At 67.1% G+C, this 14,433-nt stretch carries 13 protein-coding genes and 1 pseudogene; 4 read left to right on the top strand and 10 right to left on the bottom strand.

Annotation, left to right across the window (positions count from 1 at the left end):
- Positions 1-186 precede the first annotated feature (186 nt).
- Both DSM104440_RS10880 and DSM104440_RS10875 read left to right on the top strand, forming a co-directional pair.
- The gene (locus DSM104440_RS10880; protein WP_171162503.1) at positions 187-936 is read left to right on the top strand and encodes a hypothetical protein; all 750 of its coding nucleotides are present in this window, start codon (positions 187-189) and stop codon (positions 934-936) included.
- A 108-nt stretch (positions 937-1,044) separates the two neighbouring features.
- Complete coding sequence (locus tag DSM104440_RS10875; protein ID WP_171162501.1) at positions 1,045-2,082, top strand: RICIN domain-containing protein; 1,038 nt, start codon at positions 1,045-1,047, stop codon at positions 2,080-2,082.
- Between the two features lie 22 nt (positions 2,083-2,104).
- On the opposite strand, the gene DSM104440_RS10870 is transcribed toward DSM104440_RS10875, so the two are convergent.
- From DSM104440_RS10870 to DSM104440_RS10855, 4 genes are all read right to left on the bottom strand, one after another.
- Positions 2,105-2,857, bottom strand: coding sequence for a TSUP family transporter (locus DSM104440_RS10870; RefSeq protein ID WP_171162499.1), 753 nt, complete (start codon positions 2,855-2,857; stop codon positions 2,105-2,107).
- A gap of 33 nt (positions 2,858-2,890) precedes the next feature.
- On the bottom strand, positions 2,891-3,424 hold the full coding sequence (locus DSM104440_RS10865; RefSeq protein ID WP_171162497.1) for a hypothetical protein: 534 nt from the start codon (positions 3,422-3,424) through the stop codon (positions 2,891-2,893).
- Positions 3,425-3,533: 109 nt separating this feature from the next.
- Positions 3,534-4,724, bottom strand: coding sequence for a CaiB/BaiF CoA transferase family protein (locus DSM104440_RS10860; protein ID WP_171162495.1), 1,191 nt, complete (start codon positions 4,722-4,724; stop codon positions 3,534-3,536).
- A 220-nt stretch (positions 4,725-4,944) separates the two neighbouring features.
- The gene (locus DSM104440_RS10855) at positions 4,945-5,724 is read right to left on the bottom strand and encodes an enoyl-CoA hydratase/isomerase family protein (protein ID WP_171162493.1); all 780 of its coding nucleotides are present in this window, start codon (positions 5,722-5,724) and stop codon (positions 4,945-4,947) included.
- Between the two features lie 48 nt (positions 5,725-5,772).
- Here DSM104440_RS10855 and DSM104440_RS10850 point away from each other — a divergent pair, with 48 nt between their 5' ends.
- Entirely contained in the window at positions 5,773-7,002 is a 1,230-nt protein-coding gene (locus DSM104440_RS10850; protein ID WP_171162491.1) for an MFS transporter, read from the top strand.
- The gene (locus tag DSM104440_RS10845; protein WP_171162490.1) at positions 6,999-7,883 is read left to right on the top strand and encodes a DUF4394 domain-containing protein; all 885 of its coding nucleotides are present in this window, start codon (positions 6,999-7,001) and stop codon (positions 7,881-7,883) included. Before DSM104440_RS10850 ends, DSM104440_RS10845 begins: the two co-directional genes overlap by 4 nt.
- Positions 7,884-7,975: 92 nt before the next feature.
- On the opposite strand, the gene DSM104440_RS10840 is transcribed toward DSM104440_RS10845, so the two are convergent.
- The 6 genes and pseudogenes from DSM104440_RS10840 to DSM104440_RS10815 all read right to left on the bottom strand — a co-directional run bounded on the left by DSM104440_RS10840 (position 7,976) and on the right by DSM104440_RS10815 (position 14,421).
- On the bottom strand, positions 7,976-8,545 hold the full coding sequence (locus tag DSM104440_RS10840) for a DNA-3-methyladenine glycosylase I (RefSeq protein WP_171162488.1): 570 nt from the start codon (positions 8,543-8,545) through the stop codon (positions 7,976-7,978).
- Entirely contained in the window at positions 8,434-9,711 is a 1,278-nt protein-coding gene (locus DSM104440_RS10835; RefSeq protein WP_212758039.1) for an acyltransferase family protein, read from the bottom strand. Before DSM104440_RS10835 ends, DSM104440_RS10840 begins: the two co-directional genes overlap by 112 nt.
- 26 nt (positions 9,712-9,737) lie before the next feature.
- Complete coding sequence (locus tag DSM104440_RS10830; RefSeq protein WP_171162484.1) at positions 9,738-10,823, bottom strand: lipocalin-like domain-containing protein; 1,086 nt, start codon at positions 10,821-10,823, stop codon at positions 9,738-9,740.
- The gene (locus DSM104440_RS10825) at positions 10,816-13,326 is read right to left on the bottom strand and encodes an FtsX-like permease family protein (protein ID WP_171162482.1); all 2,511 of its coding nucleotides are present in this window, start codon (positions 13,324-13,326) and stop codon (positions 10,816-10,818) included. The genes DSM104440_RS10830 and DSM104440_RS10825 overlap by 8 nt, the downstream gene beginning before the upstream one ends.
- A pseudogene (locus DSM104440_RS10820) lies at positions 13,323-13,907 on the bottom strand (ABC transporter ATP-binding protein); the annotation flags it as partial. The pseudogene DSM104440_RS10820 and the gene DSM104440_RS10825, both read right to left, overlap by 4 nt.
- 82 nt (positions 13,908-13,989) lie before the next feature.
- Positions 13,990-14,421 carry a CBS domain-containing protein gene (locus DSM104440_RS10815; protein WP_171162478.1) on the bottom strand — a complete coding sequence of 144 codons (432 nt, stop codon included), beginning with the start codon at positions 14,419-14,421 and terminating at the stop codon, positions 13,990-13,992.
- Positions 14,422-14,433 lie beyond the last annotated feature (12 nt).

Here is a 14,433-nt window from a genome sequence, read left to right as displayed (position 1 = left end):
GACTCGACTTAATTTAATTCTGTGGATAACTGGGGTTCGGCTCCAGTTATCCACAGAATTAAATTAAGTCGAGTCTGACCCCATTTATTTTGCGACGAAACGCGCAATGACGGTCACGAACGGCGACGACTGTCGCGAGCAGATTCGCTAGAATTTCAGGGCATCCAAAAACCCAGGAGCCCGAAGATGTTTCGCCTCACCTTGAAAGCCGTGGCCGCGACTTTTGCGCTGGCCGCGGGCGCGGGGGCCCATGCCGCCTCCGAGATCGTCCCCTCGCAACCCTCCGCGTTCGATCCCATCAACCTGCGCATCAACGCGGACTCGTGCACGTTCAATCCGTCGACGGTGCGCGTCTCGAAAACCGATGCCGCGATCGTCGTGCGCACGCAACTGAACGCCTGCCTGGTCGCGGGCGAGCCTCGCGTGGTCGACATTCGCGTGGGCACTTATCCTCCGGGCAGCTATCGCGTGGATCTGTTCTTCGGCGACACGCCCACGCCCGCAGAATCGCTGCGCTTCGAAGTCGTGGATCGTCCTGAAGTCGCGGTCTTCCCGCCCCCGATCCGTCCGCTCACGGATTACACCGGCATGTGGTGGAACCCGTTGGAGACCGGATGGGCGTTGTCGCTGCACCAGGGTGCGAGCGGCGGCGTCTTCGGCGAGTTGTTCGTCTACGGCACCAATGGCGAGCCGCAGTGGTTCACGTTCCAGCCCGGCGGCTGGACGAGCTACTCGCGCTGGAACGGCAACGTCTATCGCACGACGGGTCCTTCGTTCCAGGGCCCGGACTACGATCCGCGATTGGTCCTTGTGCAGCCCGTCGGTTCGGCCACGATCGACTTCACGCAGTCGCCGGGCACGGTCGGCCGCGCGACGCTCGAGTACACGATCAACGGCGTGACGAAGACGAAGACGGTCTACCGCTTTCCGCTGTAGCAGCACGACGCGACCTAGGTCTGTGCAAGACCTAGGTCGTGTTCTCGCGGCGTGCGCGCCGCCCTATGCTTCCCCTACGACAAAACAACAAGGGAAGACAGGGAAACCATGAACGCGCACATTGTTCGAAGCGCCGCATTCGCGGCACTCGCTATCTCCACCGCCGCCGCAGCCCTCGAGTGCGAGCAGGATTGCCTCGTGAAGGACGCCAAGTGGGCCAACGCTGTCGTCGCGGGGACCGTGTACGACGGGAAGATCTACCACCAGCCGCCGCAGGCCGCGGGCAATTTCAAGTGGGACCTCGAGCCAGTGCCCCGTGAGGCCGGCTACTACTACCTGCGCGACAACAGCCATGGCCGCTACCTGGTGGCCGGCGATGCGTATGACGGTCGCGTCTACCACCAGTTCCACAACGGGCGCGACAACGCGAAGTGGCGTTTCGAGCCCGTGCCCGGCTCGCCGGGCCAGTACTTCATCAAGGACAAGAAGCACGGCAAGGGACTCGCCGCGGGTGACGCGTTCGTGGACGGCAATGTGTACCACCAGGATCCGACGGGCCGCGCCAACGCCAAGTGGGTTCTCGTGAAGACCGCGGCGCCGGTCGCCGCACCCGTCGCGCCCACGACGCCGCAAGGTCCGTCGGCATGCCCGGCGGGACAACACCCCGACAAGCAGTCGCCGGTCGCGAGGTGCTTGTTCAATGACTTCGTGCCGCACGTGGCGAAGCTCACTTCACCAAACCAGCAGGCGGAGCGAGCCGCGTGGACGAGCTACAACGCCCACGTCGCCAAGTACGACGGCTTCGCGAGCACGTACCGGCGCGAGAAAACCGAAGTGGAAGCGCTGGAGAACAAGATCAACAGCGGCAACTGCGGCCAGTTCGCCTGCCAGACCCAGGACCTGAAGAGCCGTCGCTCGAGCCACGAACAGGCCGCCGATCGGGCCAAGGGCGGTGCGGATGCGATCGTCCCGCTGTGCGAGAAGGCGGAGGCCGACATTCGTGCAGCGCGCGTTCGCGAGGATGCGGCGAAGGAAGAGCACGTGAGCAAGCGCGTTCCGAGCTGCCCGGAGAAGCTGGGCGAGGCGAAGATCAAATGCCCCGAAGGAAAGCACTACCGGATGGGCAAGTGCATCAGCGACAAGTGAGCTGCGGGCGCGTTGCGCCGATTCAGGCTTCGGCCAGGAGCAACGCGCCGCTCGCGAGGTAGACCACGCCCAGCGAGAGGACGGTCCACTTCGTCCAGAGGCGGAAGGACGTGTCGTTCATCTTCTCGAGCACGCTGCGCGAAAGCGTGGTGCCGACGAACGCGAGCACGACCATGGTGGCCGCGATGCCCACGTGCACGTTGCTGCCGGCTGCCGTCGCCGCGATGCCACCGAAGTAGGCGATCTTCACGGTGTGCGACAGGCTCTGCGTGAGGGCCTTGGTCGCGACGACCGCATGCCGCCCCATCGCGGAGCGCACGAAGAAGACATCGAGGATGGGGCCCGAGACGCCGGCGGTGAGGTTCAGGCCCTGGCAGATGAGGCCGCACGCGAAGGAATGCCCGCGCCGCTCGACGTTGAGCTTGAGGCTCTCCGGAAGCGCGAGACCCACGAACGGCGTGAGGCCCAGGATGATGAGCGCCGCGGGCTTGCTCACCAGGATCTGCACGGCCACGAAGAAGGCGAGTGCCACGATCGTTCCGTACGCGTAGCCGCGGAACACGCGCCAATCGACCGATGTTCGCCAGAGCCATGCGCGCCACGCATTGGACGCGAGCTGCGTGATGCCGTGGAGCATCATCGCCGCGGGCACCGGCAGCACCGCGAGCAGGATGCCCATCAGGATCATCCCGCCGGCCATCCCGAGGATGCCCGAGATGAACGAGGTGACCAGCGCCGCGACGGCGAGGATGGAAAAGAGGAGGAGGAAAGGCATGGCGGCACGCCCGAGGCGTGCCGCCATTATCGACTACTGAAGGTCGTTCTGCTTCCGTTGAAATTTGAACGGACGATACAGCAGCGTGAGGAACAAGCCGGACGCGGCGAACGCAACCAGCGGGATCCATCCGCGCGCATCTGCGAACCACGGGAAGAAATACGCGAAGCCGTAGAAGGTCAGGCCGTAGAGCGCGAGACCGGCGACGAGGCCGATCACCGGCGCCGAACGGGGCTTCGCGCCGATCACGATGCGCGAGAGCGCGACGCCGACCAGCGCGCCGGCCGCGAGAACCATCGCGATGGCGATCCCGATCATCGGGAGGTCATAGCTGCCGATCGGATCGAGCGCTTCCGCTCCGAGGAATACCGCCGCCAGTTGGTGGAAGGGTTGCCAGCTCGACGAGCCGTCCACGATCCGGCCGAGCGCGGCCCAGAGGCCGAGCGCCACGAATCCGGCGATCATGCCGGCGGCGACGGAAGGTGCGTAGCGCGGGCGTGGGATGCCGACGTACACGCGCTTGTCGGGCGGTGTGATGAGAAAGTCCTGCAGGGTTGTTCCGGACATGGAGATCCCCTTTGTATGTGGATGAAGGTGATTCCATTGGACGCCGTGCGCTCGCGCGGCCCCATCGCCCCGGGCCTACAGGAATGTAGGACCCGAGCCCGCTGTCGTGTCAGGCAATCGCACCCTCAGCAGCCAGCTGATCGATGGCGGCGTCGTCATAGCCCAGTGAGGCGAGCACTTCGCGCGTGTGTTGCCCGAGCGTAGGCGCGGCGCGCTTCACGCGCCCCGGCGTGACCGAGAATTTGATGGGCAGTCCCAGCGTCTTCATCTTCCCGGCCTTGGCGTGCTCGACCTCGACGACCATCTCGCGCGCCTTCACCTGCGGGTCGTCGAGCATGTCGCCGATGCGATTGATCGGGCCAACAGGAACGCCCGCGGCTTCGAAGGCCGCGATCCACTCAGCCGAGCTGCGTCCGCGCGTGCGCTCGGCAATCAGTTGCGCGAGGGCCACGCGATTGGCGAGGCGATCGGCATTCGTGCGGAAGCGCTCCTCATGCACGAGGTGGCCCAGCTCCGTGACGGCGGCGATGCGTTCCCAGTTCGCCTGGTTCGCGCCACCGATGTTGATCCAGCCGTCGCTCGTCGGGAACGCCTCGTAGGGCGCGGTAAGCAGGTGGGCAGAACCCGCGGGCCCGGGGTTCTCGCCGGTCGCGAGGTACATCGACGAATGCCAGAGCGTCTGCTGGATCGCCGCTTCCATGAGCGAGGTCTCGACGAGCTGGCCCTGCCCGGTGGCGTTGCGCGAATGCAGCGCCGAGACGATGCCCAGCGCCGCGAGGATGCCCGCGTTGATGTCGGCGATCGGCGAGCCGCTCTTCATCGGGCTGCGGCCCGGCTCGCCCGTGATGCTCATGAGGCCCGAGAAACCCTGCGCGATGAGATCGAACCCGCCCTTGTCGGCGTAGGGCCCCGTGCGGCCATAGCCGGAGATCGCGCAGTAGATGAGGCGCGGATAGAGCGCGCGCAGCTGCTCGTAGCCCAGGCCCATTTTCTCGAGCGCGCCGCGGCGGTAGTTCTCGGTGACGACGTCCGCGGTCGCGAGGAGTTTCTTCACGACCTCCACGCCGCCTGGCTTCTTGAGGTTTACCGCGATGCCGCGCTTGTTGCGGTTCAACATCATGAATGCCGCCGATTCGCCGGCGATGCTCGGACGCGAGTAGGCACGCGTGTCGTCGCCGCCGGGGAGCTTCTCGACCTTGATGACTTCGGCGCCCATGTCGGCGAGCAACATGCCGCACGTCGGTCCCGCCATGATCTGCGCGAGCTCGACGACTCGGATTCCGGTGAGCGGTCCGCTCATGGGAGAGTCAAAGGCGGGAACCACAGATGGACACAGATGAACACAGATAAAAGCAGAGTCAAAGGCGGGAACCACAGATGGACACAGATGAACACAGATAAAAGCAAGGTGAGGGTGAGCGCCATCGATGAGGTTGATATTTCGGGAATGCCGCTCTTCCTGCAGCCATCTGTTTTGCCTTTATCTGTGTTCATCTGTGTTCATCTGTGGTTCCCGCCTTTCATTCGCCTTTGAACGAAGGTTTGCGTTTTTCAAGGAACGCCTTGTGGCCTTCCTGGAAATCGTCGGTTCCGAAGCACGCGATGCCCTCGTCGTACTCGTCGTCGGTGAGCGGGGCGGGGCTGCGCAGGCGATGCGCGAATTTCTTGTGCCAGCGCGCGACGAGCGGCGCGCCGTCGGCGATGCGCTGCGCGGTGGCCATCGCCTCGGCTTCCACCTCGCCGTCGGCGACCACGCGCGTGACGAGGCCTTTCGCGAGAGCTTCCTTCGCGTCGAACACGCGGCCTTCGAGCAGGATCTCGAGCGCGGTGGCTTCACCGACGAGGCGCACGAGGCCCTCGATCTCCGGATAGGCCATGGTGAGGCCGAGTTTCGCGATGGGCACGCCGAAGCGGCTCGATTCGCCGCAGATGCGCAGGTCCGCGAGGCCCGCGACTTCGAGGCCGCCGCCCACGCATACGCCGTGGATCATCGCGACCACCGGATGAGGGCACTGGTCGATCGCTTCGATCGCACGGCGCATCACGTCGGCGTAGACCTTGGCCTTCGCGATGGTCGAGCGTTCGGTCGTGAACTCCGTGATGTCGGCGCCGGGCGCGAACGCCTTGGTGCCGGCGCCGCGAAGCACGATGCAGCGCACCCAGGTTTCGTCGGCAAGCGCCTCGAACGATTCGGCGAGGTCGTGCCACATCGCGCGATTGATCGCGTTGAGCTTCTCGGGGCGATTGAGAACCACAACGGCAATCGCGCCTTCGCGTTGCACCAGTACGGGGTTTTCCATGCGGCCAGTTTACAATGACGAGATGCGTATCGATGGTTGTAACGACTGATGGCCGCAACGACCCCCACGACGACACTGCGGCAGGACGCGACGGTCATTTCGCTGGTCGGTTTCGTGCACGGCACGTCGCACTTCTACCACTTCATGTTCCCGGCGCTGTTCCCGTGGCTGATGCCGGCGTTCGGGCTGAACTTCACGCAGGTCGGCCTCACGATGACGGTGTTCTTCGTCGTTTCGGGCATCGGCCAGGCGATGGCGGGTTTCGTGGTCGATCGCTTCGGGGCGCTGCGGGTTCTTTACGGCGGAATCGGTCTGCTCGCGCTGTCGGGCCTTGCGCTTGCAGTGGCGCAGAACCTGCCGATGCTGCTGCTCGCCGCGTTCATCGCGGGTCTTGGCAACAGCGTGTTTCATCCCGCGGACTTCACGCTGCTCAATCGCCGTGTGACACCCACGCGGCTCGGCCACGCGTTCTCGGTCCACGGGCTCTCGGGCAACCTGGGCTGGGCCACGGCGCCCGTCGTACTCGCCACCATCGCGGCGTTCGCAGGCTGGCGCGCCGCGGGTATCGGCGCGGCGCTCGTGGGTCTCACCTCGCTCTTCGTCCTCTATCTCAATCGCAGCGTGTTCGCGGATGTGGCTTCGCCCGCGGGCAGCGCCTCGAAGGAACAGATCGGCAGCACGTTCGCTTTCCTGCGTACGCCGACCGTGTGGTTCTGCTTCGCCTTCTTCCTCATCGTGACGCTTGCCTTCGGCGCGCTGCAGAACTTCGCGCCGTCGATCTTCGAGCGCGTCTATGGCGTCACGCTCACGGTCGCGGCTTCCGCGCTGACGGCTTACCTGCTCGCCAGCGCGGCGGGAACGGCGACCGGTGGCTTCTTCGCGTCTCGCGGCGAGACGCAGGACCGCAACGTCGCCATCGCCTTGTCGGTCGCGGCCATCGCGGCGGCCACGATCGCCTCGGCCGCGCTGCCGGCCGCGGCGCTGCCCGCGCTGATGGCGGTCATGGGCTTTTGCGTCGGGTTCTCCGGCCCTTCGCGCGACATCCTCGTGCGCCGCGCGGCCACCAGCACCTTCGGACAGGGCGCTTTCGGGCGCGTCTACGGTTTCACCTACTCAGGGCTCGACGTCGGCTTCGCCGCCGCGCCGCTGCTCTTCGGCCCGCTGATGGACGCGGGCCGCTACACCCACGTGCTGTGGGGCGCGGCTGCACTGCAACTGCTGGCCATCGGCACCGCGCTCACCGTCGGCACTCGTTCACGTCACAAGGGAGCTTCATGAAAACGTCCGCGCTCGTCATTCCCGCACTTCTCTTCGCCGCCGGTTGCTCGACGATGGCCACGCTCACCGAGCCCACCGGCACGCCCCGGAAGGAAATCATCCAGGCCGTGACGCTCTCGCACGAGCTCATCACCTTCAACGCCGGCACGCCGCAGGTCATCACCGCGAAGAAGCCGCTCGTCGGCCTCGAGGCCGGCGACGAAGTGGTGGGCATCGACTACCGGGTCGCGCGCGGCATGCTCTATGCGCTCACTCGCGCGGGTCGCCTCTACGTCGTCGATCCGGCCACCGGCGGCATGCGCCAGGTGGGCAACGACAAGTTCGCGGTGGCGCTCGACGGCAACGAGTTCGGTTTCGACTTCAACCCCACGGTCGACCGCATCCGCATCGTGAGCGACAACCAGCAGAACATGCGCGCGCATCCGGACACGGGCGCCGTCGTCGACTCGAACGCGGACTACCCGGGCGTGCAGACCGATTACCCGCTTGCCTACGCACCGGGGGACAAGAACCAGCACCTGACGCCGCGCATCATGGGCGCGGGCTACACGTACAACAAGACGAACGACAAGCTCACGACCAACTACGCGATCGACGGCCGCAATGACCTGCTGGTCACGCAAGGCACGAAGGAAGGCGAAACGCCGGTGGTGTCGCCCAACACCGGGCAGCTCTTCACGGTGGGCCAGCTCGGCGTCGGCGAATCGTCGCGCGTGAGCTTCGACATCTCGGACGTGAACAATGCGGCCTACGCCGCGTTCGTGCGCCTGGGCTCGAAGGAGTCGCGCCTCTACTCGATCGACCTCAAGTCGGGTGCGGCGACGTTCCTGGGTACGATCGCCGGGGGCCAGGCGATCCGCGGGATGGCGATCGTTCCGTAATCAACGGTCATCCTGAGGGCCGAAGGCCCGAAGGACCTGCTTTAGGGGTTAACAGTTAAAACCCTAAAGCAGGTCCTTCGTCGCTGCGCTCCTCAGGATGACAGTGCCGCTGTTGCCGGGCAGCCCCGCACGTGGTCGTCCACCATCCCCACCGCCTGCATGTACGCGTACAGGATGGTGGAGCCCACGAACGTGAAGCCGCGCTTCTTCAGGTCCTTCGAGAGCGCGTCGGATTCAGGCGAGCTCGCGGGGACTTCCTTTGACGAGCGCGGCCGATTGACCTTCGGCTTGCCGCCGACGAAGCGCCACACGTAGGCGTCGAAGCTCCCGAATTCCTTCTGCACGGCGAGGAACGCCTTCGCGTTCTTCACGGTGCCTTCCACTTTCAATCGATTGCGCACGATGCCCGGGTCGAGGAGCAGTTTCTCCACGCGCGCGGGCGTGAAGCGCGCGACCTTCACCGGGTCGAAGTCCGCGAACGCGCGCCGGTAGTTCGCGCGCTTGGCGAGGATCGTGGACCAGGAGAGGCCCGCCTGCGCGCCTTCGAGGATCAGGAATTCGAAGAGGACGCGGTCGTCGTGGACGGGCTTGCCCCACTCGCGGTCGTGGTAGGCGATGTAGTCGGCGCTTCCGAGGCACCAGGAGCAGCGTTTGTCGGCCATGGGTTCGGGACGGGCTTGGAGGAAGGTTGCATGAAGGGCCGCTCCACGAAGCGCCACGAAAGCCACGAGAGCGCGAGGAGGAGGGCGAGGTAGACCGGAAAGCCGGCCCAGGAAAGGTCCGGCGCGTACTTGTTCCAGACAAGCAGCAGCGGCAGGTGATAGAGGTACGTCGAGTAGCTCACGCGGCCGACGAAGGCGAGCGGCCCCTGGGCGAGCACGGTGTTCGACGAGTGCGGTGAGCGAACCACGAAGGCATACATCGCGAGGCCGAGCGAGAGCGGCACGACCGCCCACGCGAAGTCGCCGAGGTTCGATCCCGCGGCGTGCGAAACATAGAGGCCCACCAATGCCGCCACGGCGATGGCCTGCCACGCCGCTTCGGCGTGCGTGTAGCTCGTCACCACGCGTCGCATGAGCCACGCGCGGCCGATCATCACGCCGATGGCGAAGTGCGCGAGATACCCCGGGAGCTGCGTCCACAGGAAGTGGCGAATCGTGCTCTCGGGAATCTTCCACGCTTCGCCGAGGCGCATCTCCCAGGCGACGAGGGCTGCCAGGCCGTGGTTCGCCTGGTATCGCCATGCGAGCGCGATCGCCGCAAGGGACGCGGTGGTTCGCCAGGGCCAGCGCACGAAGAGGGGAGCCAGCAATGGCAGCAGCAGGTAGTACTGCGCTTCGAGCGCCAGCGTCCACAGTGCGCCGTTGAGGCTGAGCGACGCGCTCGAGAGCGGCGTCGTGTAGTGCAGGAACGTCACGTGCGCGCCGATGTTGTAGAGCGTGAACCAGAGGTTGCGCATCCAGAACTCGCTGCCGTGCACCAGCGGGATCACGAGCGCGAAGAGAATGAGCAGCTGCACGTAGTACGCCGGCACGATGCGTCGCACGCGTCGGCGGTAGAACTCGCGGGCCGAGGGTGCGGCGCGGCCCTGCATCGCATGGCGAAACCACGGAAGCGTGAGCAGGAACCCGGTGATGAGGAAGAAGAGATCCACGCCGAGGTAACCGTTCGCGACGATGGCCTTGAGCGCGGGCTGGGTGTTCAGCAGGCCGATCCAAGGGTCGTCGAGCCCACCGCGCAGCACGAAGTAATGCATCAGCACGACCCACAGCACCGCCACGCCCCGCAGGCCTTCGATCGCGCCGATGTGTCCGACTTCGGCGCGCACGCTTTCGGTTGTTGGCTCCCCCATGCCTAGAAGGGTACCCGTTCGCGATAGCCGGTGAGCTCGAGATAACCGCGGCCGCGCGCGCCCTGCGCATTCGTGAGAGATATGGCTCCCTCCCAGTAGAGCGTGCCGGTGCTCGCGCGGCCATCGAGCTCCTGGTCGTCCATGAGCGGCTCGAGGCGCCACGACTGGCCGCCGACCTCGAGGTCCATCGCGACCGGATACGTGGTCGATGTGCGCGGCGATTTCCACGTGCGGCGCGGCGTGAAGCGCACGGCCGCGGCATCGAAGTGCTTGAGCGTTCCATCGCGCGCGCGCTGCGTGGCGGTGGCCCAGAGGACGCCGCCATCCTTGCTGCGCATGCGAAAGGCCATGAGCGCGGAACCATCGTCGAGGTTCGCGCCGACCCAGTCCCAGCCGGCCGCGTCCTTGGCGAGCGGCGCGCTCGACCATTCGTGGTCGAGCCACGCCGTGCCCTTCACGGCGAGCACCTGCGTGCCAAGCGTGATCGTCCCGCTCGTCTCGAGCTGTGGCTCGCTGTAGTAGTAGCTCGCTTCCTCGAGGGACACGCCCTTGCGGCTGAAACCACGATCGCCCTGCAGGAGCACCGGCTGCGTGGGCCGCAGCGTGAGGTCCAGCGTGAATCCTTCCGCCGGGATGCGCGTGCGATACGTCTCGCCTTCGCGGCGGAGCATCCAGTCATCGATGACGACGTCGGTGGCTCCGGCGCGCGTCTCGGCAAGACCAAAGCCCGTGCGCGCGGTGCGCTGGTCGTGGCGCAGCTTTCCGTGCGCGGGTTCTGCCACGGCGGCGTGCGCGAACAGGAGCTGCGCGGGCGCGAATCGGCTGGGGCTTGTTTCCGCGGCGGGATTGCGCACGCGAAAGAACGTCACCTGGAAGCCGAGGGGGCCGCGCGGCGATTCCACCTGGCCCGTGACATACCACCACTCGATGCGATGTCCGGGGTGGGCGCCGCCGTCGGCCGCGAGCGTGATCGCGCGGCCGGGAACGACCGGATCGAAGTCGGGCGATGCGGCGGAGTGGCCGGCGAGAAGGAGCAGGAAGCAAGGCAGGGTCCGCAGATAAACGCGGATAAACGCGGATCTAGGCATCGTCTTTCACCGCGAGCACGGCATCGGCTCGAACTGCGGCGCGGGCGCTCCAACGTGCGCCGAGCGCGCACAGCAGGACAACCGCCGCGGCGAGGATCGCGAGACCCGTGAGGGGCCAATGCAACTCGAGATCCCAGTGGAACGACTGGCGGTTCACCACACCGATGAGCACGAGGCTGATGGCGGACCCCGCGGCGAGCCCGAGACCCGCGCCCAGCGCACCGGCCGCAGCGCCCTCGAGTGCGAGCAGGCGAAGTACTTCGCGCCGCGTGAGCCCAAGGTGCCGAAGCACGCCGAACTCGCGCCTGCGCGACCACGCGAGCGCCGCGAAACTGCTCGTCACGCCCGCAAGCGCAATGAAGATCGCCACGGCCTCGAGCGCATAGGTCGCCGCGAAGGTGCGATCGAACGCGGCGAGCGATCGCCGGTGGATCTCGCTCGCCTCGTCGATCACGAGCTCGGAGGCGGGCAGCGCCTGCCGGATCGCGGCGATGGCCGTTGCGGCGGGGTGGCCCGGCGCGAGGCGCAGCGCCATGTCATTGGCCCGGTCGTCGCCCGAGAGCCGGCGGTAGTCCTCGACGTCCATCAGCACCGCGCCCCAGGTGCGCGCGTAGTCGCGAAAACGCCCGGCGACGAGGACCGGAACGCGGCGCCCGGCGATCGGCAACGTGATCGTCGAATCGGTCTTCCAGCCGTGCAGGTCGATCGCCGCCTCGGAGATCCACACGGGAATGGCGGACCCCTCGGGCCGCTTCGCGGGCGAAGCCTGGAACCCGGCGAGCGAGCGTGCATCGACGGGACGCGCGAGCAGGGTCACGGCCGACAGATCGCTGTCGATCACCAGCCGGTCGTAGCGCAACGCTTCCAGGGTCGCGATGCCGGGCAGCGCCGCGACCCGTTGCTGCTCCGCGAACGTGAAGAAGCCCGTGTCACCCTGCGGCGAGGAACGCACGTAGAGATCCGCGCCGATCACGCCCGACAGCCATTGCTCGAGCGAGACGCGGAACGAATGAACCATCACGGCCATCGCGGCGCACAGGGCGGTGCTGACGACGATGCCCGCGACCGCCGCCGAAAGGTGTCCCGGCAGGTGGCGCACCTGGGCGAGTGCGAGCGACACGATCGGCGGATCGCTCGGCCGCAACCGGGCGATGAGCGCGCGGCAAACGGGATCGACGACGAGTACCGCGGCGGCCAGCCACAGCGCGATCGCCGCATAACCCCCCAGGGGCAAGCCGCCAATCGCGGGAAGCGTGAGCAACAGCGCCCCGGCAACGCCAAACGCAGCCGCCCAGCGCAAGGCATGCCGGGCCGCGACGGGAAGGTCGAGCGTGCGATCACGCAGGGCCGTGGCGACATCGAGTCGCGCGACCGCGCGAGCGACCACGAGCGCGCCGGTCATCGCCACGGCCACCCCCGCGATCGCGATCGCGACGAGGGCGATGGGATCGGGTGCGAAGGTCGAATCGATGCCGCGAAAGTAACCGGCGCCGAGGTCGGATCCAAACGTCTCGAGGAGCACGCGGCTCGAGACGAGGCCGAGCAATACCCCGAGCACGCTTCCCGCCACGCCGACCACGAGTCCTTCGATGGCGAGCAACCCCAGCAGGCCGCGGCGCGTGACACCAAGCGCACGCAGCAGCGCGAATTCCTGGCGGCGGCGCGCGGCCTGCAGCGCGAGCGCGGAGAAGACGAGGAAGAGTCCCGTGAGCAGCGAGACGAGCGAGAGCGCCGCGAGGTTCACGCGATAGGCGCGCGTGAGGCTTGCGAGCCGGCCCGGCAGCGACGCGGGCGTCGTGGCCGTGACACCGGGCGGCAGCGAAGCGAGGAGCGCGGCGTGAAACGACGCAACGTCCACGCCGCGCTTCAGCCGCAGTTCCACGCGCGAGAGCTTGCCACCGAGATCGAAGAGGTCCTGGGCCGCCGCGATGTCCATGACGATCGCCGCACCGCCGTCGGCAAGCTGGGGGAGGGTTCCCGCGGCGATCAGCTCCACGTCGCGGCTGCCGGCGCGGACCTTGAACGGCTGGCCCACTTTCGCTTTCGCGCGCACGAAGGCCGCGGGCGTCATCCATGCGTTGCGCTTGTCGAGGTAGTCCACCGCTTCGCTCGCCGTGGCCGCGCCCTGGCGCGCGAGAAACGCCGGCTGCATGCGCGAAGCCTTGAAGATGTCGATGCCCATCACGCGCACGGTCTCGGCCTGGCCGGCGAGCTTCGCCTCCACTTCGACGATGGGGTTGGCGACCTGCACCTCCGCGCGCTTGGCGAGCGCCGGATAGAGCGATTCATCGAAGCCCAGGCGCGGGCCGCGCACGTTGAGATCCGCGGTGCCGCCGAGTGCGCGCGCGGCGCCTTCGATTTCGGCGATCGCGGACGAATGCAGCGTATCGACCGCCGTCCCGAGCGCCACGCCGAGCGCGATCGCCGCCACCGACAGCGCGATGCGGGCGCGGTTGCCCGCCGCGAACCCGCGCAGGAGCTGCGAGGCCACACCCGCGTTCATGCGGGCGAGAGGCGCTGGCCGGAGAGGCGCAGCACGCGGTCGGCGATGGCCGCCGCGCGCGGCGAATGCGTGACGAGGAGGGCCGCGGCGCGCGAGGCCTTCACGCGCTCGCGCAAGGTGTCGAGCACGCGGCCGGCGTTTTCCTCGTCGAGGTTGCCGGTCGGCTCGTCGGCGAGCACGAGGCGCGGATCGTGGATGAGCGCGCGGGCGATCGCGACGCGTTGCGCTTCACCACCCGAAAGCGTTCCCGGGCTGGCATCGATGCGCCCCGCGAGTCCTACCTGGTCGAGGGCCGCACGCGCGCGTTCGTGCCGGACGGCCGGCGCCACGCCGTTGAGGGCGAGCGGCAGGGCGACATTCTCGAGCGCGCTCAGATAGGGCAGGAGGTGAAACGACTGGAAGACGAAGCCCACCGAGCTGCGGCGCCAGAGAGCCAGGCGATCGTCGTCGGAAAAATCGAGCGTGGCCCCTTCCACGCGCACCGTGCCCGCGTCGGGGCGATCGAGGCCCGCGAGGATGTTGAGGAGGGTGGACTTGCCCGAGCCCGATTCGCCGATCACGGCGACCAGCTCGCCCGGAGCGCAATCGAGGTCGAGCGCGTCGAAGAGCCGCGTGGCGGGCCCGTAGGATTTCGCGAGCCCGCGGACTTCGAGCATCAGGACTTCATTGACCGGAGATGTAGTGCTCCAGTTGCTCGATCGTGAAGTCCTGGTCGGCGATGATGTCGCCCACGATGTCGCGGATGGAGACCATGCCGGTCACCCGTCCCTGGTCGACCACGGGCAGGTGGCGGATGTTCTTCTCCGTCATCAGCGCCATGCACTCGCGGGTGTGGGTGCGCGGGCTCACGACCACCACCGTCGTGGTCATGATTTCCTCGACCCGGGTGGTGTTGGAGGAGCGACCCTGGAGGATCACCTTGCGGGTGTAGTCGCGTTCGGAAAAGATGCCGGCGAGGCGATCGCCCGTCATCACGATCGCGGCCCCGATGTTCTCGCGGGCCAGCACCTTGATCGCGTCGAGCACGGTGTCCTCGGGCTTCACCGACACGATGCGGGCGGGTCTGATTCTGAGGAGTTCAGCCACGTTCTTCATCGCGAATCCTCC

The organism is Usitatibacter palustris, from assembly GCF_013003985.1.
Taxonomy (GTDB): domain Bacteria; phylum Pseudomonadota; class Gammaproteobacteria; order Burkholderiales; family Usitatibacteraceae; genus Usitatibacter; species Usitatibacter palustris.
This window is presented reverse-complemented; position numbering and strand designations above follow the sequence as displayed.